Here is a 19,752-nt window from a genome sequence, read left to right on the forward strand (position 1 = left end):
ATCCTTCGTTCAACGTAAATATTCCCCCGGTAATGGAAATCAAAATTAACCGTATCATCATCATAGTTGCTCTGCTAACCTTCCTTCAATTGTCTCTTCTTGCCCAGGGCATCAAGGGCATCGTCAGAAGTAATGACGGCACTGCACTGCCGTTCGCTTCCGTTTTCATCAGTCCGCTTAAGACCGGAACGACCGCAAATTCAGAAGGGTATTTTGAGTTGAAGCTTCCGGCCGGAATGTATACTATCAGGGTACAGAATATAGGATATAAAGCCGAGGAGGCCCAGGTAGAAGTGAAGGATGACTGGGTTACGAAGGAATTTACCCTCAGCGCCCAGGGGTATATACTGGATGAAGTGCAGGTAGGGAAGGGGCGGAAAGAAGACTTTGCATATACAATCATCCGTAAGGCCATTGCCAAAAAGAAATTCCATCTGCTGCAATGTAATAGCTATGAAATGAAAGTTTATATCAAAGGAACAGGCGAGCTCACAAAGGCTCCGTTCTTTTTAAAGAATAAACTGAAGAAAGAGGGGGTAAACCTAAACGAGGCTTATACAACTGAATCTGTGAGCCGCATTAAGTTTACCCAACCTAACAAGATAGATGAAAAGGTTATTGCAATCAGAACAAAGGGCTCCGATAACAGCTCGGTATCGCCGGCGATGTTTATCAATCAAAGCTTCTACAGGGATAAAATTGCAGGCCTGATATCTCCTTTATCGCGCTCGGCATTTACATGGTATAAATTTACTTACGAGGGGAGTTTTAGTGAAGGGAAGTATGAAATTAATAAGATAAGGGTAACGCCACGGTCCAGGGGTGATAACGTTTTTGAAGGGACTATTTATATCATTGAAGATGAATGGGCCATTCACAGTCTCGATTTAAGAACCAGTATCATGGGATTTCCGGTTAGTCTCAGGCAAAACTACGTGGAGGTTGCTCCGAAGGTGTGGATGCCAGTGACGCACCGGTATCAGTTTTCGGGTAACGTCCTGGGATTTAAGGGCCATTATAATTATCTCGCCTCCTGCCGCGATTATAAGGTAGAGCTGAACAAAGATCTGCTGATTAAGGCCGAGATTGTGGATGAGAAGATCGATCCCGCTCCGGAGGAAATCACAGCGTTAAAGCAATCAAAGGGGGCTGCTCCGGTTAAGGTTATTCCTGAGAGCGGCAAACTGAGTCGTAAGCAGTTCAATAAAATGATGGACGAATACGAAAAGAAAGCTTTGAAGGAACAGAAGCACCCTGAGGTTATAGCAGACAGGAACTTCGGTACTGACAGCAGCGCGACCAAACGCGATTCGTCTTTTTGGTCGGAGATACGGTCAATACCGCTGACGTCCAAGGAGCAGGAGGGGTACCGCAGAGATGATTCACTGGCAAAGATAGAATCAGCAAGACTAAGTGGAAAGGACAGTTTAAAGGTTATAAAGAAACGGCGTTTTAATCCTGGGGATATTATAACAGGTGGTGCTTATAATATTTCGGCAGGGACCAGCATATCCATTAACCCAACCTTTACGCAGGTATATTATAACACTGTTGAAGGTTTTAATATCAATTTAAGCGGGCGGATCAGGCATCAGTACGATAGCCTGCGACGTCAGATCGAGTTCTCTCCGGCAATAAGGTACGGATTTTCAAGCGGCGATATATATGCAAAAGCACGCCTTGCTAAAACTATCAGGAACGGCGACAAGCGTTTAAGTTTTTCACTTGAGGGAGGTAATTTCGTTGAGCAATTTAATCCTGAAGCCCCCATACATCCTATTATCAATACATTCAGTTCCCTGTTTTACCGCCGGAACTATATGAAGATTTATGAAAAAGCTTACGGAAAGGGTGCGTTGGAATACAGTCCATCGGCCTTTCTGAAGTTTAGCGGTGGTTTAGAATGGACACGAAGGAGGGAGCTGTTCAATCAATCGGATTATAGTTTCTTTTATCAGGAATCGCGGGAATACTCTTCTAACCGGCCGGTGAACATAGAAATTGCAGATACACGTTTTCCAAACCACGAAGCATTCATTTTTGAGGCGGCTGTAAGCTATCGTCCGATAAAAAGCTACAGGATGTATAACGGCAGCAGGATTGCTCTTACAAACCGGTCTCCTGAATTTTTATTAAACTATACCAAGGGAATAAAAGGCCCGGGAGGCAGCGATGTTGATTTCGACAAAATAGAACTTGGGATGAACCATGGGTTGAGGATAGGTGCCGCCGGCAAGCTGGAGTTTGAGTTAAGCGGAGGAGGATTTCTAAACAGTAAGAGTACGTATTTTATGGATTATATACATTTTGACGGTAATAGGACCATACTAAGTAGTTTAAGGCCAGCTGGTTCATTCAGGCTGCTCGACTATTATACGTACAGTACCGGTGAGAAGTATTTTTCGGCTCACACCCATTACCAGTTTCGCAAGCTGCTGCTTACGCGGATTCCGGAAGTAAGGTATACAGGTATAAAAGAAAATGTATTCTTTAATTATTTGAAAACAAGTAACTCCCCTCATTACTACGAAGCGGGATATTCCCTCGATAATGTATTCAGGATCTTCAGGATTGAGGCAGCAGTTTCCTTTCTCGATCAGCGTTTCCATGAAACGGGGATCAGAGTTGGTATCGCTACTGTGTTTAGAATTTCAGGAGGCGACTAATAAAGCTACTGCGGTGTGAGCGTCCATGCCTGAGCTCTTTCAGAGAAAAGTTTTCTGAGAGAAGGCCAGGTGGTTTTGAAATACTCCGACGATCTGTACGTTTCCAGATCTTCTTCAGAGCGCCAGTAACTTAACGTGAAATAGAGATCAGGGTTTTTGCTATCCCGCAGGAGGTCGAGTTTTACACAACCTTCAAATTGATGGATAATAACACGCTGGGTCTCGTAAAAGATGTGAAGAAACTCCTCACTTTTTTCGGGCTGAAAAGCCATTTTAACTACTCGTGTAATCATGAATGAAATTCTACTCTAACGATGTCTCCTAGGTGCAAGCCCAGTAAGCCGCTTGCATTCCCTTTATTAATAGCTATTTCCAGATAATTACTAATACCGAACAGACAGAGTTTTTCGCCTTCCGGTACTTCATTGTAGTGCCAGCTTAGGTGCGACAAGGTCTCATTCCTCTTGAAATTAAGAGTAAATGGCCGGTTTCTCTGGACCTGACTGAACAAGTCTTTCGAAATGTTGGTAATTACATTCTGAAAAGAATCAATGTATATAACGCTTCCCTTGATAATATCTTTTTCAATAACAGGCTGCAGGTTAACTTTTTCTTCCAGCTCCGCAATCGGAATTCCTATTTCTCTGGTACTTCCGCCGGCAGCCAGGTGACACGATGCCTTTGTAAAGATATCCGTTAATGGGAAATGAAGAAATTTAAGGTCCTGCATAATATTCAGTTCCACAATTTCGCTCGGCCTTTCTTCAAACATCAGTGAGAAAATACCATTGTCTGAGCCAACAAAGTAATGGCCCCTGTATTTTACTGCGAGGTATCTGGTATTCTCATTATAAACCGAATTTACACCAATGAGGTGAACTGTTCCTTTAGGGAAATAATGAAAAGCATTTTTTAAAACGAAAGCAGCCTGGGGGATGTTAAATGCAGAAATATTATGAGTAATATCAACGATATTCACCTCCGGCATGATGGTCAGAATGCTTCCTTTAAGAGCAGCCTGGTAAAAATCTTTGTAACCGAGATCGGTCGTTAAAGTAATTACAGCCATTAAAATGTGAATATTTATTGTTAAACTTGTGATACGATTGTAACCTGCAAATATTGAATTTTAATTGCAAATAAATCAGGAAACTTAAAAAAAGGATAACTTGAACGAATTAAAGATTGATCTTGAGAGCATTAACCCAGTAGTACTTTGGGGACCCAACAACGAATACTTCGAACTTATCAAAAGACAATTCCCTAAAATTAAAATAGTTGCGCGCGGAACAGAGGTGAAGGTGCTCGGTGATGAAACAGAACTTGGCTTGTTTAAGCAGCGCTTTGATAAAATCATCGACCATATTGAAAAGTTTCACAGCTTCAGCAGCAATGAGCTGGAGTCCTTACTCGGCGCCAGGATCACAGCCCCGGCAGACAGAACCGAAGAGACACCCGACAAACCAACTCCGGCTGGGGGCGAGCCGATCGTATTCGGCCCTAACGGGATTGTGGTAAAAGCACGTACGCCAAATCAGCGGCGTATGGTTGACAGCATTAACCGAAGTGACATCTTGTTTGCGATCGGCCCTGCCGGTACAGGTAAAACCTATACGGCTGTAGCGTTAGCTGTACGGGCGCTCAAGAATAAGGAAATTAAGCGCATCATTTTAACACGTCCGGCAGTAGAGGCGGGAGAGAACCTGGGATTCCTTCCGGGAGATATGAAAGAGAAGATTGATCCGTACCTGCGGCCATTATACGATGCCCTGGATGATATGATCCCGCCCGAAAAATTAAAAGTATACCTCGAAAACCGGACAATAGAAATCGCGCCCCTGGCTTTCATGCGTGGCAGGACCCTGGATAACTGTTTTGTTATCCTGGATGAGGCTCAGAACTCTACCGACATGCAGCTGAAGATGTTTCTGACCAGAATGGGCCCATCAGCAAAATTTATTGTCACCGGCGACGTCACACAGGTTGATCTACCCAAGAAACAACAGTCCGGCTTATATACCGCTTTAAGGATATTGGCCGATATAAAGGGGATCGATATAATCTACCTGAGTGGTGAAGATGTGGTAAGACATAAACTTGTTAAGCGTATACTGGAAGCGTACGGCGATATCCAGGCGAGCTGAGCAACTAGTATCAAGTATTTAGTATCAAGTATTTAGTATCAAGTATCAGGATTCAAGTATCAGGATGCAAGTATTATTAACAGGTGCGAAGTATCAAATCATCAATGGCTGTCAGTTGATTTGTTTTACTTACCAGGTCATTAAAGTATTTTGAATTCAATATCTTGATTCCTGAGTCTTAACACCTGTATCCTGATACTTGATACTTGAATCCTGATACTAGAGTATTGACACCTGTATCCTGATACTAGAGTATTGACACCTGTATCCTGATACTTGATACTTGAATCCTGATACTAGAGTCTTGATACCCGATACTTGTATCTTGATACTTTTATTGATAATTTTGGTCCTTTAATCAATCATTTATTTCAGGCATGAACGCACTTAAGGAAACACATTTTAAATTTCCGGGACAGACTAGTTTTTATAAAGGTAAAGTCCGCGATGTATATACCATTGCAGACGAGTATCTTGTAATGGTAGTAAGCGACAGGATATCGGCATTTGATGTGGTTTTGCCTGAGGCGATTCCATATAAAGGACAAGTACTTAATCAGATAGCTGCAAAATTTCTGCATGCCACAGAGGACATCGTTCCCAACTGGGTAATCGATGTGCCGGATCCAAGTGTTACCATCGGAAAGATCTGTGAACCGTTTAAAGTCGAAATGGTGATCAGAGGCTATCTTGCCGGTCACGCCTGGAGGGAGTACAGCGCAGGTCGACGAGAGCTATGCGGTGTATCAATGCCCGAAGGATTAAAAGAAAACGACAAGCTTCCCGAGCCGATCATTACTCCGACCACTAAAGCAGCAGTTGGCCATGACGAAGATATTTCGAGAGAAGGAATTCTTTCCAGGAACATCGTGTCTGAAGAGGATTATATCAAATTAGAAGAGTATACCCGGCAGTTGTACTTAAGAGGTACGGAGATAGCTGCAGAAAGGGGACTTATTTTGGTAGATACCAAATACGAGTTCGGTAAATCAGACGGAAAGATCTACCTGATAGATGAAATACACACGCCCGACTCATCACGTTATTTTTATCTCGACAGCTACGAAGATCTGCAGCAAAAAGGAGAACCACAACGTCAGTTATCCAAAGAATTCGTAAGGAGATGGCTTATAGAGAACGGTTTCCAGGGAAAAGACGGGCAGCAGGTGCCGGTTATGTCGCCGGAGCTGATACAGTCTATTTCCGACCGTTATATCGAACTATACGAACATATCACCGGGGAGCCTTTCAGAAAAACAGAATTAGACGACGTTCAGGCAAGAGTAGAAAATAATATTCTCAAAAGCATTAGTCGTTTAAGTTGAAAATATTTTTTATTATTGTAATGCTGAATACCCGAAATCATACGATATGAAATTTGCTATTGATAAACACGAAAAATATGTGCTGTTCAAATTGAACGAAACGAAGCTTAACAGCCTTGTCTCTCCTCAATTGAAATCTGAATTGATATTAATTAACACCGAAGGAAAGCGTAATGTTATTCTCGACCTCTCGTCGGTAAAATATTCTGATTCGTCAGGTTTGAGCAGTTTGCTTGTGGGACATCGTTTATGCAAAAATTCAGAAGGGTGTTTCGTATTAACCGGAATCAGCGAAAATCTAGAAAGATTAATAACCATATCTCAGCTCGAAAGCGTTCTGAATATAACTCCAACAGTAGAAGAGGCCATTGATTTTATATTTATGGAAGAAGTAGAACGGGATTTAAAAAAAGAGGCAGAATAATTGCTGTACACGATGCATGAGGTTTGATGTTACTATTCTTGGAAGCAGTTCTGCGACACCCATTTTTAACCGAAATCCAACTGCACAGATTCTCAATATAAACGAAAGACTTTTCCTTATAGACTGTGGCGAAGGTACCCAGCAGCAGTTGTTGCGTTATGGAATTAAATCACAGCGAATAAACCAGATATTCATTAGCCACTTACATGGCGACCATTACCTGGGCCTGGTAGGTTTACTCTCCTCATTGCATCTGAACGGACGAGTCAAGCCAATGAGCATTTTCGGTCCTCCAGAGCTCAAAGAGATCCTTGATATTCAATTCAAATATTCGCAAACCGAGTTGCGGTATCCCATCAACTTCCAGGCTACACACACCGAGAGCTCTGAACTGATCTTCGAGAACAACGACGTGATGGTAGAGACCATAATTCTCGAGCACCGGATACCCTGCACCGGATTCAAATTTACACAGAAGAAGAGGCTGCGGAAGATCATCCGCGAGAAAGTAGAAGCCCTTAATATTCCCCTCGACATGATTCCGCTGATAAAGCGAGGAATGGACTACACAGATAGTAAAGGGTTGGTGTATTTGTCAGCCGATCTCACTACTGATCCCGACGAACCAAAAACATACGCTTACTGTTCTGATACCATCTGTAACTGGAAATACCTCGATCAGATAAAAGGAGCGGATACGTTATATCATGAGTCGACCTTTATGCATGATATGCTGCAAAGGGCAGAAGACACCTTTCATACCACCTCGCTGCAGGCCGCTGAAGTGGCATTGCGGGCAGAGGCAAAGCAACTGCTTTTAGGCCATTTTTCTGCACGGTACCGTGAGCTGGAGCCCATGCTTCTGGAAGCGAGAAGCCTCTTCCCAAATTCAAAGCTGGCCATTGAAGGCCATACCTTTGAGATTTAATCTTTTTTACCGCCGAACACCGAGAAACTTACGTAGCGGCCTGGATGGGCTTTCAGATCAAGCATCAGCTTATCAAGGTTCTCAGCAGCATTATTCAGGTTATTATATAAGCCGTCGTCGTTAATCAGTTTGCCTAAGGATCCCTGGCCTGCGTTTACCTTATTAACCGCTGCCTGCATATCGGCCACCGCTTTGTCAGCATTGCGGATCGTCTGGTCAAAGTTAGCTCTTGCAAACTTATCAGTTACAGTTTCCAGGTTACCCATAATGGCGCTGATGCGCTGGTTATTATTCTTGAAGTTACCCGATATCGATTCGAGGTTAGCAAAAATAGCAGTGAGACGGTTTCCCTGCGTTCCCACCATGCCATCAACCTTACGCGTAGTAGATTCAAGCGTTTGTAAAATATGAGCGATGCTGGCAAAACTACTGTTAAAGTTTTGCTGGAACTCAGGGCTAATTGTATTATTTAAAGAAGTAAGGATCGAGTCGAGACGTGTGATCATCGCTTCTGCCTTCTGCTGAACCGGTTTTACCTGCTGTAAGAGGTCTTTCTGGATATTGGAATTCAGTGTGTCGCCGCTCACAGCATATTTGCTACTGTTGCCAAGCTCAAAAACAATGGCTTTGCTACCCAGCAGGCTGGTGCTTTCCAGCCTGGCCACCGTATTTCGCGGGATCTCGTAGTCGGGATTAATCTTAAGCTGCGCCATGATCCGTCCGTTTTCCAGTAATCTTAAATTAGATACCCGCCCGATCTGGAAGCCATTTACGAGCACTGGATTAGAGACCGCCAGACCCTCAACATTGTCGTAAGCAGCATACAATTCCTGCTCTCTGGAGAAAACATCGTTTCCCTTAAGGAAACTGTATCCAAGGATTAAAATAGCAATGGCAACTGCTGCCAGTATACCAACCTTAGTTTCATTAGTAATTTTCATCGAATAATAATTTTTTTAATGGTAACGAAGCTATTTTAAGCGTTCTGTTCATTTCTGTTTGTGAAGCACTGCAAATGCACACAACTTGTTTTGGCCAAACTTCTTCTTGACGATCCGTATCATGCGAATTTACATTTATCTGTTCAGATATTATAAACTATAAGCGGGCATTAAGGTTTGATACGATGAGAAATAAGGCTTTTAACATTGACTTATGCTGTTCGTTTTCATATTGCCAGCGTAGCGCATTCGTTGAGCCCAGGATCATGATCGGGTTGTTTGTAATGGTTCTAAAAAAGAAAAATATTTATTTTTTTAACAGTGCTGTTATAAATTTCGCTGTAATTCAGTTCGATGTCATTCTAAATGCTGCGTCTGGGCCTCGTCATTGTTATCTTAAGCCTTGTAAATCCACTTTTTGCACAGGATGTACATGATGGTTCACGTTTGACCGCGCTTGGAAATACAGGAGTTGCACTTCAGGATGTGTGGACCCTGCAATCAAACCAGGCCGGTATTGCTTCTATAAAACGGCCGGTGGCTGCGATTGCATGTGAAAGCAGCTTTTTCAATTCAGCGATCACCACCCAATCGGCAATTTTTGCATTTCCATATCATCGGAATGTATTCGGATTTAGCTTGCGGAGCTACGGAATGGACGAATACAGGGAACAGAAGATAGGCTTTGCCTTCGCACGAGGTTTTGGTGAAACTGTTTTTGCTTCTTTATCCTTTAACATTCATCAACTAAAGATCAGCAGATACGGGAGTGCTGGAGCGTGGTCGGTGGAGGCAGGATTGCAATATAAAGCCGGAGAAAATCTTATTATTGGAGCTCATATAGCAAATCCCAACCGGAGTGCTTATCAAGCAGACCTGAATGCTATAGTTCCGGTATTGTTCGAATTGGGGGCCTCTTTACGATTTACCGATAAGGTATTATTGAGCAGTGCTATAGCAAAAGAACTTGACTCTGCCGCTGGGTTCAAGTGCGGCATTGAATACAATATTATGAGCGAAGTATTCCTTAGAGGTGGTGCAGTAACAAACCCATTCAGGCAATCCGCAGGATTCGGGTATAAGTATCATTCCCTCAATGTTGACATAGCTGTTACATCGCATCCTGACCTGGGGTTTTCACCGCAGATATCTTTAGGCTATGAATTTTAAGAGAATCAGTGGTCTTCCTTTATTCTTGTCAATCTGCATCTGCAACTCATACGCGCAAATAGAAAATGAACGCGAAACGGAAGTCGTAATTGAATCAGTAGCCGGGAACTTGGATGAGAACTATGACTACTCGGAGTTGCAGGAACATCTGGAGCAGTATCTTAAGAATCCGCTTGATCTGAATACCGCTTCCATGGAAGATCTGAAAGAATTTATATTTCTGAGTCCCATTCAAATAAATAATTTATTGAGACATCGTTTGGAGAATGGCAATTTTGCAGAACTGCAGGAGCTGCAAACTATCGATGCCTTCGACCCCGAAACGATTAGTAAACTACTCCCTTATATCACATTGAAGCGCAGAGAAAGCCTAAAAGACTTACGGCTCAATGATCTTCGCCGCAGGAGCGACAATGATCTGATGTTCACTTACTCACAGCCTCTTCAAAAACAACAAGGGTATTTGCTTTCGGATAGCGCAGGGCACTCTCATTATGAGGGGAACAATGTTCGTTTTCTTACACGCTACCGTTATCATTTCGGAAAGAAGCTCTTCGCAGCGCTCACTATGGAGAAGGATGCCGGAGAAAAACTCTTTCCAGGACAAACAGGACTGGATTTCAATTCTGTAACTATATTCTACAAGGGTGAAGGCAGGATCAGGAAACTCGTTCTAGGTGATTATTTGCTGCAATTTGGGCAGGGTCTTGGCATGTGGTCGGGATTGAGTTTTGGCAAGGGTGCGGCAATTGCGTCAATAGCAAAGCAACAAAGCGGGCTAAAGGCTTATACCTCGACCAATGAAGTACAGTTCTTAAGGGGCACAGCAGCTAGTGTTGGCTTCGGAAAGTTTGAGGTCACGCCATTTATTTCTACGAGAAGAGTGGATGGATCGTTATCTGAGGAGGATTCATCGGGTGTTGTCCAGAGTATTGTTTCATTAGGTCAAAGCGGACTTCACCGTACAGCGACGGAGATAGAGAATCATAATAGTATTCAACAAACGGTATATGGCTCAAATATCCAATATTCAGATAATTCTTTTCGGGCCGGCGCTGTTGTATACAAAACTGGTTTCAATAAGGAATTTCAGCCAGGAAAGTATCTGTACGATCAATTTGGTTTTACCGGTTCGTCGATAACGAATGTCAGCTTTTACTATAACTATAATTTGCAAAATACCTATTTCTTTGGGGAAGTCGCCCATACTCCTGGTTATGGATTTGCGTGGTCGAACGGGGCAATGGTCGCGCTTTCTAAAGAGGTCTCAGCCGTGATACTTTACAGGCACTATCAAAAAAACTTTTATTCTTTTTTCAGCCAGGGCGTGTCGGAAGGTAGCCCAGGCACCGCTGAAGATGGTCTTTATACCGGACTTGTGATCAGCCCGGATCCTAAAACTGAATTCTTGATTTATACTGATGTATTTAGATTTCCCTGGCTGAAGTACGGAGTGGACGCGCCGTCGCGGGGGTATGAAGCGTTTTCACAGTTTTCTTATTCTCCACGTAAGAGTTTTAAACTTACTTTAAGGTATAAGCTAAAAAACAAACCGGAGAATGATGATGGAAATCAAACAGTCCACTTCCTGCAGGATGTCCAAAAACAGAATTTCAGAGTTGAGCTCAATTATAAAACCGGATCATTTCAGCTCAGGAGCAGGGTAGAAGCAGCTCTTTATAAAAAAGGTCAGGCAAGAGAACAAGGTCTGTTGATGTACCAGGATGTCATTTACAAACCGATGAAATCCAGGGTAAGCGGGAACTTAAGACTAGCCTTATTTGATACGGATGGTTTTAATTCACGAGTTTATGCATTTGAAAATGACCTCTTGTATAGTTATTCCATTCCCGGGTACCAAAATGGCGGCGTACGCTTTTATCTGAACGCAAAATACGGGATAAATCGAAATACAGACCTGTCCGCAAGATATGCTATCAGCAGTTATACAAATTGCGAAGAGATAGGTTCGGGACTGGATAAGATAAATGGTCGTAACAAATCGGATTTTAAAATGCAGCTTCGATTTCAATTTTAATGCCTATGGATTTTACAGGCGGTATGATATTCATAAGGATACTTCTTCCTGCAATTGCCGGGACATGGATCGGGCTTTCCTTGCCTGCTTCCGGGTTTATAGTCGCGGTATTTCTGACTGTATGCCTGTTCCTCTTCATTATGCTGATTGCATGCCATTGCTGGTACCGTCGTTTGAAACTTTATTTGCATCGCTGGCTGCCCGGATTAATTGTGCAAGTCCTGGTTGTGTTTGTATTCAGCTCTATAGCCTTAAGCCGCAATCCACTACTACGCGATGATCATTTTAGTAAGAACAAAGCCGATGTACTGATTGCCGAAATCAGCTCAGAGCCAAATCTTTCTAATAAAATATGGAGGTTTGAAGTATCAGTCAGGCAGGGACTAAGAGAAGATTGCTTTGTCCCTTTAAGTGGTAAAATGTTGATTACGGTTTATGCCGATACGTCAGGCAGAAATTATGGAAATGGCGACTACCTACTACTTCCATATGACTTTAGTGAAACACAAGTTTCCCTGAACCCTTTTGAATTTAATTATAAGCAATATCTTGCTAACAAAGGCATTTTTCATCAGGCCTTTTTTTACAGCAACAGACTAAAAACGTTAAATATATCTGCCAAAAAGAGCCTTGGTTGCCTCGTTCTAACATTGAGGCAAAGAATGGTATGGAAATTTAAACAATATATTAATAATGAAGATGCGGCAGCCATTGGGTCGACTCTCATACTTGGGTACAAAGCGAGCTTAAGTGAGGAAATCTTAAATGCTTATTCAAGAACTGGCGTCATGCATGTGTTGTCAGTATCAGGTATGCATGTGGCTATGCTGTTGGTTATGCTGACCTGTATTTTATGGTTTCTGAGACAACGAAAAGGATTGAGGGTATTACAATCGCTGTTGATTATTCTGATCATCTGGTTTTACTCATTCCTAACCGGTTTCTCTGCTGCTGTTTGCCGGGCTGCACTTATGATTAGCTTTGTGATAATCGGGAGAGCTTTTAACCGCGACAATAATTCCACTAACAGTGTTGCAGCATCAGCCGTAATCCTTTTAGTGTATAATCCATGCTTTTTAAAAGATATAGGATTTCAGTTGTCTTTTTTAGCTGTGTTCGGTCTGATATACTTATATCCAATGGTATACAAATTAGTTGTGATTCAGAATTGGATAGGAGATAAGCTATGGTCGTTTACTGCCATATCGCTTTCAGCGCAGATATTTACCTTTCCGCTATGCATGTATTACTTCAACCAATTCCCGCTATATTTTCTTATTAGCAACTTATTTATCGTATTACCGGTTACTCTGGTAATGTACGCCGGGATTGCGTTTATGTTAATCCCTTTTGAACCCCTCTCAAAAGTCCTCGGCTGGATCCTTGAGAAAACGATTGTCTTTATAAACGAGGGATTGTTCCTAATTGAAAGGTTTCCTTATTCGGCTATTCACAGCCAAAGGTTCGGCTTCTGGTATTATGCTTCTATCTATCTCATTATTGCATTGTTAATCTTTTCCTTCCAATATAAAAGAAAATTGTTTTTCTACGGCTCACTATTGGTCGTCTTTCTTCTTACCTCAGTAAGTTCACTACAATCCCTGCGACAGGAACAAAAGAAGAGTATCATGTTTTTCAGCGTGCGAAAGAATATTGCAGTAGGCTTTTTTAATGGAAGGAAAGGCGATATAGTTACGGGTCTTAACAGAAACAGCAAAGCCTTTACTTACTCTGTTAGTCCGTTGATTGATGCAAGGAACCTTAGAATAAACAATTGCTATCCTATCACTGCAGGGTTCAATAACAACTGCTTGTTTTCCGACGGACATTTTTATCAGTTCCTGGGATGCCGTTTACTGATCTGGGACAGGACATTTAACTTTAAGTGCTATAAAAGAAAGGCCGTGGTTCAGCATCTGTTACTTAGCGGAAATCCTGTTATCGACATCAAGAGCCTGCGGCAATATGTGCAGTTTGACAGCCTTATAATAGGGGGCGACAATTCAGATTACCGTGTAAGAAAGTGGACGAGAGAAGCAGGGGTACTTGGAATTAAATACTATGTATTGAAGAATGCACCGGCGATTGAATTGTCTTTATAGCGTGGTAAAAAGCATAACAATAAAAGCTTATCGCTATATTAGCAAGTAAACTTTTGCTTAAGGTAAACAGATGAAGCTTCAGTCAATTACACGAGACGTTATTCATACCATCAGTCGCTATAGTAACTGGAAGCCCGCCGGTATAGAGCAGAGCTTTCGGGAGCATAAGATCTATTCGGACAGGTCTATGTGGCTGAGGTTTATCGATGTTTGCCTGCTGTGTCTTGGTGTTGTTTTTACGGTGGCGGGTATCATTTTCTTCTTTGCTTATAACTGGCAGGACATGCATAAGTTCCTTAAGCTTGGTCTGATACAAGGGCTTCTGATCGCGGCGATTGCCCTGGTTGTGTTCTCGAGGTTTGATGTCTTTGTTAAAAACTGTATCCTTTGCGGCGCTTCCTTTCTTACCGGTGCACTGTTTTCGGTATATGGACAGATTTATCAAACGGGCGCCAATGCCTACGATTTCTTCCTGGGCTGGACGGTCTTTATCACACTATGGGCTGTGGTTTCACGCTTCGCGCCCTTATGGCTTTTGCTGATCTCGCTGGTTGACGTTACGATCATGCTATACGCTAACCAGGTTGCGCGGGGCTGGTCGGCGCCCCTGCTGTTCTGTATCCTTTTCGTGGTCAACACCGGCTGCCTGATTGGGTTTATGCGCTTTGAACGTCTCAATACACCCCGGTGGTTTCTTAAGATACTTGCTATCAGCGCCGTTTGCTGGAGCACCATCAGCATTGTTGCCGGCATTGGTACGCAGTATAGCCTGGTCTGGTGGATCTCTCTTGCTATTGTTACTGTTATGTATGCTGCAGGCATTGTATATAGCTTCAAATCAAGAACGATATTTTACCTGCTGATCATTCCTCTGAGTGTTATCATTATCGTTTCTGCTCTCCTTGTTGAAACAGGAGACCAGCATTTAACCTCAATGTTGTTGATTGTGAGCGCTTTTATTGTAAGCAGTATTACCGTTTTAATTACCCAGCTGATAAGGCTTAACAAGACATGGAATGGAGAATAAACCTGTTGAAAAATTGCTGACTGAAATAGAATCTGCCGAAGGAGAGTATTTTGAGGCGGATGCTGTAGAAATACAGCAGGAACTGGCAAGGCGCGCCTCTTTGTATTCGGGCCTGGGTATAAAAGCGCTTTCGATTGCCGGAGGCGCTTTAGCGGGTGTTTTTTTTATGGCATTTCTGTTTTCTATTGGGTTAAATAAATCGGGAACGGGCATGCTTGTTTTGGGCCTGGCCTGCATCGCCGCCGCCTTGTTGTTGCAGAGGGTGATTAATAGTCTCATACTGGATACCGCTGTCATTTCCGCTTATGCTATCGGCCATATTTCTCTTGCCGCCGGTTTGAACCACCTTCATGTGGACGAAAACTTCACCGCCCTGGCTTTATGTGCCATTTCGCTGGCTAGTATCCTGCTCACCGAAAGCTTTATGCTGGTTTTTATAGCAGTGCTTGTTTTTAATGGCGGCTTGCTCGCTTTTGTGCTGATTAATGATGCGCATTATTTTATCTTTCTGTTAACTGCTTTCGTAAGTATCTCGTTTACCTGGATACATCTGGCAGAGTCGTCGATACTATCGGGGAACAGAAAACTGAATATCCTCTATAATCCTGTTCGTGCGGGCCTTTTGTTTTCATTTATTGGCTTATTGTTTGTTCTGGCATGGAGGGACTTCTTTGTGTTGCATTCGACACCAATGTGGATCTCTTCTGCGATCATCATTGCTGCTGTGATGGTCGTAATACAGCGGATACTGAAAACTACTCCCGGCATCAGCAACAAGAATTACCTGCTGATCTATTTCTTTAGCTTTCTGCTGCTCTTGCCCTGCCTTTTTGCTCCGGCTATTATTGGCTCTGTTTTAATTTTGTTGCTATGCTTTCATACCGGCCACCGCAGCGGCCTTATTCTGGCCATTATGTCTTTCGTCTTTTTTGTGTTTTTGTATTATTACGACTTAGGGTATACACTTTTAACCAAGTCGGCTATTCTGTTTGTATCAGGGCTGCTTTTTTTGCTGGCCTGGCTTGTGTTTAAAAAACAAATAAAAAATTATGAAAAGGAGTAGTGCTGTTATTATTCTTTTGAACCTGCTTCTTCTTTTAATTTACTTTAACTGGAATGTTTTTGAGAAGGAGAAAACGCTGAAGCAGGGTAAACTGGTACTGCTGGAGCTGGCGCCGGTAGATCCGCGGTCATTAATGCAGGGCGACTATATGCGACTCAGCTATTCTTTGGTGCAAAATATATCGCCGCATAAGCTGCCGAAGAGGGGGTACTGCGTGGTGCGGCTTGACGGGCATCAGGTGGCCAAAAAGGTTCGGTTTCAACAGCATAAACTCCCGCTTCATGAGGGGGAGTACCTGATAAAATACTTTTATAACGACTTCATCATTGATCTTGGAGCGGGATCTTACTTCTTTGAAGAAGGTACCCAGGCCAAATACGTGAATGCCAAATATGGGGGGGTGAGGATCGACAACGAAGGAAACAGCGTCCTCACTGGATTGTATGATAAGAGTTATAATCTGATTAAATGACCAGTCTTCCATCTATTCGTTTATCCGACTTAGCTGCCGAGGTCTTACAGGTAATTGAACAGAGCTTTGCCTCGAAGTCGTATTGGGTGATTGCTGATGTGACGAACCATACCTTTAAACAACAGAGCAACTATCACTATTTCGAGCTGGTGGAAAAGGATGCCGCATCGAATAATGTGGTTGTTAAATTTCCTGCCAGGGCATGGGGAACGGGATCGCAGAAAATAGCGCAGTTTGAAAAGCTTACCGGGCAACGGTTTGGCAATGACATCAATGTTCTTGTAAATGTATCGGTTGAGTATCACGCCACTTATGGATTGCGGCTCAGTGTAACCGGCATCGACCCTAACTTTACTTTAGGCTTGCTGGAACAACAGCGCCAGGAAACGCTTAACCGCCTCGTAAGGGAGTATCCTGATCATATTCAGCTTATTGATGGTCGTTATATTACGTATAACAGCCGGCTTCGCTTAAACAGGGTGATCCAGCGCATTGCCATTCTTTCTTCGAGCACCTCGGCCGGGTTTCAGGATTTTACGCATACGCTCGAAAATAACAATCATGCTTATCGCTTTCTTACGGATCATTATGTAGTAATGGTGCACGGTGAAAACAATGCCCGCCAGTTCGTTGATAAAATAGTGGAGGTTTATCATTCGGGGATCGCGTACGATGCAATGGTTATTATCAGAGGGGGAGGCGCCCAAACGGATTTCCTTCTTTTTAACGACTATACTGTTGGCCGCGCCATAGCGAGGTTCCCGATACCGGTGATTACAGGCATCGGGCATCAGAAAAACGAGACGATTGCCGACCTTATGGCCCATACTTCAACGAAAACACCTACGCAGGCTGCCGAGTTCATTATCGCTCATAACAGGAAGTTTGAGGAAGACCTGCTTGGTCTTCAGAAACGTTTGGTGATTAAACTGCAGCAGACTATCTCGGGGCAGTCCAGGGCGCTTGCTTTGCTTCATTCTCTGACGGTAAACTATATCCGGAATTATCTGGACGATAAAAATGAACTGCTGAACCGGCAGAATCAGCTGATTACGGGCCATTCAAAATCCTTGCTTTTTAAGCACCGATCGATTCTTCATAACCTTTCTTCGCTTGTTTCGGCTAACCCCAGGATGATAATTTATAACCGGAAGGCAGACCTGAAGAATATTTGCAGTAACTTGAGTACTTTTAACGGCTTATATCTTAAGAACAGGCAAAGCGAGTTAAATCACTATGTCTCAGTGATCAGAATGATGGCCCCTGAAAATATTATGAAGAAGGGCTTTGCCGTTATAAAGGCAAAAGGCAGGATTACGAGTAGTGCCGACGGAATTGAAAAGGGGGAGGATATCGTTATACTGTTTGCGAAAAAAGAGATTAAAGCAAAAGTAGAATCAAAAGAAAATTATGGAGGAACAGAGCTTAACTTATGAGGTGGCTTTTGAGGAGCTGAAAAGGATAGCAAAAGAGATCGAATCGGAATCTGTATCGGTGGATGTGCTGGCCGAAAAAGTGAAGAGGGCGTCTGTGCTGGTGACCTTTTGTCAGGCAAAGCTCCGGTCGGCCGAATCGGAGGTAAACAATATCATCGCCCAGATGGATCAGAATACCCGCTAGATTTCATCAAGGATAGTCTTTAGCTCCCGGATGATGGGAGTCTGGCCGGGATGGATCCTAAGCAACGCTTCTTCTGTATCAAACCATTCGGCTTTGTCTGTTTCGGGGAATGACTGCATTCTCCCTGACTTTGGGGGCCACTCTATTTCAAATTCGTTGGAGCAAATATAACATGGATCAAAGTCGGCCTCCGCAGCCCATACGGATATAGTCTTTCCACTCTTTAATCTAACGGGAGTTAAGGGAGTGAAATTTGCGCTAGCGATGGTGTTTCCCGTTTCTTCAAAGAATTCGCGCCTGGCTACTTCAAGAGGGTCTTCCCGGTCGGAATATTCACCTTTTGGGATAGACCATACTCCTGCGTCTTTTTTCAAGAAAAATGGCCCTCCTGGATGTACCAGCAATACCTGCAGGCGCTCATCTTTATAGCGATATACCAGTATTCCGGCGCTTTTCTTTGACATGTTTACCCGAATTGAAGCCTGTGTTGAGTTATAGGTTGTAAGTAGTAAGTTTTAAGTTATAAGTATAGTTGCACTTAAAACTTACTACTTACAACTAGTATACGTATAGTTATACTTACTACTTATAACTTACTACTTACGACTAAGATGATATAACCTTGTCTGTTTCTTCTCCTATTGATTGTATGACAGATGGCGACTGCTCAGAAACTTCCCTGGTTTTCCAGCGGCCGTCTGTGTCCTTGTATATCCTGGCAATAAATTTTTGATCCTGGTGAACAATGTAAGTTCCAGCTGCTATGTTCTCTTCCTGAACCTGGAGTGTCTGCTCAATGTTGTCTATAAATAGCTTAATTTCGAATGTTTGCATAATGCAAGTACAAATCTGGAATAAAATTGTTCGGGTGGCTGCTTTGCTATGCTGGAGTCGCGGGCGCTGAAAATTGATTTTGAACGCACATTTGACTTTTATACCTTTGACGTTTAAATATAACTCTATGGGAAAAAACTGGTGGAAAATACTTGCCTCAGTTCTTGTTCTTTATTCGATAATAGCAGGCTTTCTTGCCGAAGTGCCACATTTAGCTATTCTTCACGAAAGCATACGAAATCTGTATTTCCACGTACCTATGTGGTTTACGATGATTATCCTGTATCTTATATCTGTTATATACAGCATTAAATACCTGGCGTCGGGCAATGAAAACCACGACCTATGGGCCGTGGAGTGTGTGAATACCGGGATAATATTCAGCTTTCTTGGACTTGCAACAGGGATGGTATGGGGCAACTTTACATGGGGCTCTCCCTGGCCGAACGATCCGAAAATGAACAGCGCTGCTATTGCAACCCTGATGTACCTGGCTTTCCTGGTGCTTCGCAACTCTCTGGAAGAAGATCAGAAAAGAGCCCGCATATCAGCGGTCTATAATATTTTTGCTTTTCCTGTGATGATTGTGCTCCTTTTCATCCTTCCGCGTATGACCGATTCACTGCACCCCGGCAATGGAGGAAATCCCGGTTTTGGATCTTATGATCTCGACAGCAATATGCGCCCCGTTTTTTATGCAGCATGTTTGGGCTGGATACTTATAGGAGTATGGATTGCGACTATTCGTTTCCGTATAAGGAAACTGGAAAATAAAAACCTAATTTAAACTATGAAAAGAATCGTATTTACTGCTCTTATGCTATTGATTTCTGCTGTTTCTGTGTGGGCGCAGCCTGTTGAAATGGCTGATACGCTACGCGGATCGGGTAAGATCTATGTTGTAGTTGCTGTTCTTGCTGTCATTTTTATTGCCCTTATCGTTTATCTTTTTACGATAGATAGTCGTTTAAGGAAAATTGAAAAACGCAATTAATTAT

At 42.9% G+C, this 19,752-nt stretch carries 20 protein-coding genes; 15 read left to right on the forward strand and 5 right to left on the reverse strand.

All coding sequences use genetic code 11. The annotated features are described in order from the left end of the window. The first annotated feature begins 32 nt into the window (after nucleotides 1–32). Nucleotides 33–2,666, forward strand: a complete 2,634-nt coding sequence (locus tag BDE36_RS10855) for a DUF5686 and carboxypeptidase regulatory-like domain-containing protein (protein WP_141814867.1) — start codon at nucleotides 33–35, stop codon at nucleotides 2,664–2,666. A gap of 5 nt (nucleotides 2,667–2,671) precedes the next feature. Here the strand turns inward: BDE36_RS10855 and BDE36_RS10860 are convergent, their stop codons facing one another. Together BDE36_RS10860 and BDE36_RS10865 are read right to left on the reverse strand one after the other, a co-directional pair. Next, on the reverse strand, nucleotides 2,672–2,959 hold the full coding sequence (locus BDE36_RS10860) for a putative quinol monooxygenase (RefSeq protein ID WP_128768702.1): 288 nt from the start codon (nucleotides 2,957–2,959) through the stop codon (nucleotides 2,672–2,674). Next, a complete protein-coding gene (locus BDE36_RS10865; protein WP_128768703.1) occupies nucleotides 2,956–3,735 on the reverse strand; it encodes an SAM hydrolase/SAM-dependent halogenase family protein in 780 nt (259 codons plus the stop codon). The genes BDE36_RS10860 and BDE36_RS10865 overlap by 4 nt, the downstream gene beginning before the upstream one ends. Before the next feature lie 100 nt (nucleotides 3,736–3,835). Here BDE36_RS10865 and BDE36_RS10870 point away from each other — a divergent pair, with 100 nt between their 5' ends. From BDE36_RS10870 to BDE36_RS10885, 4 genes are all read left to right on the forward strand, one after another. After that, nucleotides 3,836–4,810, forward strand: a complete 975-nt coding sequence (locus BDE36_RS10870) for a PhoH family protein (RefSeq protein WP_141814868.1) — start codon at nucleotides 3,836–3,838, stop codon at nucleotides 4,808–4,810. 377 nt (nucleotides 4,811–5,187) lie between these two features. Next, nucleotides 5,188–6,135, forward strand: a complete 948-nt coding sequence (locus BDE36_RS10875; RefSeq protein WP_141814869.1) for a phosphoribosylaminoimidazolesuccinocarboxamide synthase — start codon at nucleotides 5,188–5,190, stop codon at nucleotides 6,133–6,135. Nucleotides 6,136–6,181: 46 nt separating this feature from the next. Next, the gene (locus BDE36_RS10880) at nucleotides 6,182–6,559 is read left to right on the forward strand and encodes an STAS domain-containing protein (protein ID WP_128768706.1); all 378 of its coding nucleotides are present in this window, start codon (nucleotides 6,182–6,184) and stop codon (nucleotides 6,557–6,559) included. A gap of 16 nt (nucleotides 6,560–6,575) precedes the next feature. Further along, nucleotides 6,576–7,487 (forward strand): ribonuclease Z, encoded by a 912-nt coding sequence (locus BDE36_RS10885; protein WP_141814870.1) that lies wholly within the window; start codon nucleotides 6,576–6,578, stop codon nucleotides 7,485–7,487. Here BDE36_RS10885 and BDE36_RS10890 read toward each other — a convergent pair. Then, on the reverse strand, nucleotides 7,484–8,428 hold the full coding sequence (locus tag BDE36_RS10890; protein ID WP_128768708.1) for an MlaD family protein: 945 nt from the start codon (nucleotides 8,426–8,428) through the stop codon (nucleotides 7,484–7,486). The two genes, BDE36_RS10885 and BDE36_RS10890, sit on opposite strands and share 4 nt — an antisense overlap. A 366-nt stretch (nucleotides 8,429–8,794) precedes the next feature. On the opposite strand from BDE36_RS10890, the gene BDE36_RS10895 reads away from it, so the two are divergent. From BDE36_RS10895 to xseB, 8 genes are all read left to right on the forward strand, one after another. Continuing rightward, nucleotides 8,795–9,598: a PorV/PorQ family protein gene (locus BDE36_RS10895; RefSeq protein WP_141814871.1), complete on the forward strand. Its 804-nt coding sequence runs from the start codon at nucleotides 8,795–8,797 to the stop codon at nucleotides 9,596–9,598. Beyond that, nucleotides 9,588–11,636, forward strand: coding sequence for a ComEA family DNA-binding protein (locus BDE36_RS10900; RefSeq protein WP_141814872.1), 2,049 nt, complete (start codon nucleotides 9,588–9,590; stop codon nucleotides 11,634–11,636). The genes BDE36_RS10895 and BDE36_RS10900 overlap by 11 nt, the downstream gene beginning before the upstream one ends. A gap of 5 nt (nucleotides 11,637–11,641) precedes the next feature. Next, on the forward strand, nucleotides 11,642–13,738 hold the full coding sequence (locus tag BDE36_RS10905) for a ComEC/Rec2 family competence protein (protein WP_161987597.1): 2,097 nt from the start codon (nucleotides 11,642–11,644) through the stop codon (nucleotides 13,736–13,738). 70 nt (nucleotides 13,739–13,808) lie between these two features. Further along, on the forward strand, nucleotides 13,809–14,765 hold the full coding sequence (locus tag BDE36_RS10910) for a DUF2157 domain-containing protein (protein WP_141814874.1): 957 nt from the start codon (nucleotides 13,809–13,811) through the stop codon (nucleotides 14,763–14,765). Then, on the forward strand, nucleotides 14,755–15,828 hold the full coding sequence (locus BDE36_RS10915) for a DUF4401 domain-containing protein (RefSeq protein WP_141814875.1): 1,074 nt from the start codon (nucleotides 14,755–14,757) through the stop codon (nucleotides 15,826–15,828). Before BDE36_RS10910 ends, BDE36_RS10915 begins: the two co-directional genes overlap by 11 nt. Further along, on the forward strand, nucleotides 15,815–16,300 hold the full coding sequence (locus tag BDE36_RS10920) for a GDYXXLXY domain-containing protein (RefSeq protein ID WP_141814876.1): 486 nt from the start codon (nucleotides 15,815–15,817) through the stop codon (nucleotides 16,298–16,300). Before BDE36_RS10915 ends, BDE36_RS10920 begins: the two co-directional genes overlap by 14 nt. Then, nucleotides 16,297–17,736 carry an exodeoxyribonuclease VII large subunit gene (xseA, locus tag BDE36_RS10925; RefSeq protein ID WP_141814877.1) on the forward strand — a complete coding sequence of 480 codons (1,440 nt, stop codon included), beginning with the start codon at nucleotides 16,297–16,299 and terminating at the stop codon, nucleotides 17,734–17,736. Before BDE36_RS10920 ends, xseA begins: the two co-directional genes overlap by 4 nt. Then, on the forward strand, nucleotides 17,711–17,920 hold the full coding sequence (gene xseB, locus BDE36_RS10930) for an exodeoxyribonuclease VII small subunit (RefSeq protein ID WP_141814878.1): 210 nt from the start codon (nucleotides 17,711–17,713) through the stop codon (nucleotides 17,918–17,920). Before xseA ends, xseB begins: the two co-directional genes overlap by 26 nt. On the opposite strand, the gene BDE36_RS10935 is transcribed toward xseB, so the two are convergent. Together BDE36_RS10935 and BDE36_RS10940 are read right to left on the reverse strand one after the other, a co-directional pair. Next, entirely contained in the window at nucleotides 17,917–18,384 is a 468-nt protein-coding gene (locus BDE36_RS10935; RefSeq protein ID WP_141814879.1) for an NUDIX hydrolase, read from the reverse strand. The genes xseB and BDE36_RS10935 overlap by 4 nt on opposite strands. A gap of 142 nt (nucleotides 18,385–18,526) precedes the next feature. Further along, the gene (locus tag BDE36_RS10940; protein ID WP_128768718.1) at nucleotides 18,527–18,754 is read right to left on the reverse strand and encodes a hypothetical protein; all 228 of its coding nucleotides are present in this window, start codon (nucleotides 18,752–18,754) and stop codon (nucleotides 18,527–18,529) included. A gap of 100 nt (nucleotides 18,755–18,854) precedes the next feature. Here BDE36_RS10940 and ccsA point away from each other — a divergent pair, with 100 nt between their 5' ends. Continuing rightward, nucleotides 18,855–19,541 (forward strand): cytochrome c biogenesis protein CcsA, encoded by a 687-nt coding sequence (gene ccsA, locus BDE36_RS10945; RefSeq protein ID WP_338080177.1) that lies wholly within the window; start codon nucleotides 18,855–18,857, stop codon nucleotides 19,539–19,541. 3 nt (nucleotides 19,542–19,544) lie between these two features. Beyond that, a complete protein-coding gene (locus tag BDE36_RS10950; RefSeq protein WP_128768720.1) occupies nucleotides 19,545–19,748 on the forward strand; it encodes a CcmD family protein in 204 nt (67 codons plus the stop codon). Nucleotides 19,749–19,752: the final 4 nt, after the last annotated feature.

It is taken from the genome of Arcticibacter tournemirensis (assembly GCF_006716645.1).
Lineage (GTDB): Bacteria > Bacteroidota > Bacteroidia > Sphingobacteriales > Sphingobacteriaceae > Arcticibacter > Arcticibacter tournemirensis.

Bases quoted from the DNA above. Each gene is read 5' to 3' on its own strand.
- BDE36_RS10885 (WP_141814870.1), top strand. From the start codon at position 6,576: ATGAGGTTTGATGTTACTATTCTTGGAAGCAGTTCTGCGACACCCATT.
- xseB (WP_141814878.1), top strand. From the start codon at position 17,711: ATGGAGGAACAGAGCTTAACTTATGAGGTGGCTTTTGAGGAGCTGAAA.
- BDE36_RS10855 (WP_141814867.1), top strand. From the start codon at position 33: ATGGAAATCAAAATTAACCGTATCATCATCATAGTTGCTCTGCTAACC.
- BDE36_RS10950 (WP_128768720.1), top strand. From the start codon at position 19,545: ATGAAAAGAATCGTATTTACTGCTCTTATGCTATTGATTTCTGCTGTT.
- BDE36_RS10910 (WP_141814874.1), top strand. From the start codon at position 13,809: ATGAAGCTTCAGTCAATTACACGAGACGTTATTCATACCATCAGTCGC.
- BDE36_RS10940 (WP_128768718.1), bottom strand. From the start codon at position 18,754: ATGCAAACATTCGAAATTAAGCTATTTATAGACAACATTGAGCAGACA.
- BDE36_RS10875 (WP_141814869.1), top strand. From the start codon at position 5,188: ATGAACGCACTTAAGGAAACACATTTTAAATTTCCGGGACAGACTAGT.
- BDE36_RS10860 (WP_128768702.1), bottom strand. From the start codon at position 2,959: ATGATTACACGAGTAGTTAAAATGGCTTTTCAGCCCGAAAAAAGTGAG.
- BDE36_RS10865 (WP_128768703.1), bottom strand. From the start codon at position 3,735: ATGGCTGTAATTACTTTAACGACCGATCTCGGTTACAAAGATTTTTAC.
- BDE36_RS10920 (WP_141814876.1), top strand. From the start codon at position 15,815: ATGAAAAGGAGTAGTGCTGTTATTATTCTTTTGAACCTGCTTCTTCTT.
- BDE36_RS10935 (WP_141814879.1), bottom strand. From the start codon at position 18,384: ATGTCAAAGAAAAGCGCCGGAATACTGGTATATCGCTATAAAGATGAG.
- xseA (WP_141814877.1), top strand. From the start codon at position 16,297: ATGACCAGTCTTCCATCTATTCGTTTATCCGACTTAGCTGCCGAGGTC.
- BDE36_RS10905 (WP_161987597.1), top strand. From the start codon at position 11,642: ATGGATTTTACAGGCGGTATGATATTCATAAGGATACTTCTTCCTGCA.
- BDE36_RS10915 (WP_141814875.1), top strand. From the start codon at position 14,755: ATGGAGAATAAACCTGTTGAAAAATTGCTGACTGAAATAGAATCTGCC.
- BDE36_RS10880 (WP_128768706.1), top strand. From the start codon at position 6,182: ATGAAATTTGCTATTGATAAACACGAAAAATATGTGCTGTTCAAATTG.
- BDE36_RS10890 (WP_128768708.1), bottom strand. From the start codon at position 8,428: ATGAAAATTACTAATGAAACTAAGGTTGGTATACTGGCAGCAGTTGCC.
- BDE36_RS10900 (WP_141814872.1), top strand. From the start codon at position 9,588: ATGAATTTTAAGAGAATCAGTGGTCTTCCTTTATTCTTGTCAATCTGC.
- BDE36_RS10895 (WP_141814871.1), top strand. From the start codon at position 8,795: ATGCTGCGTCTGGGCCTCGTCATTGTTATCTTAAGCCTTGTAAATCCA.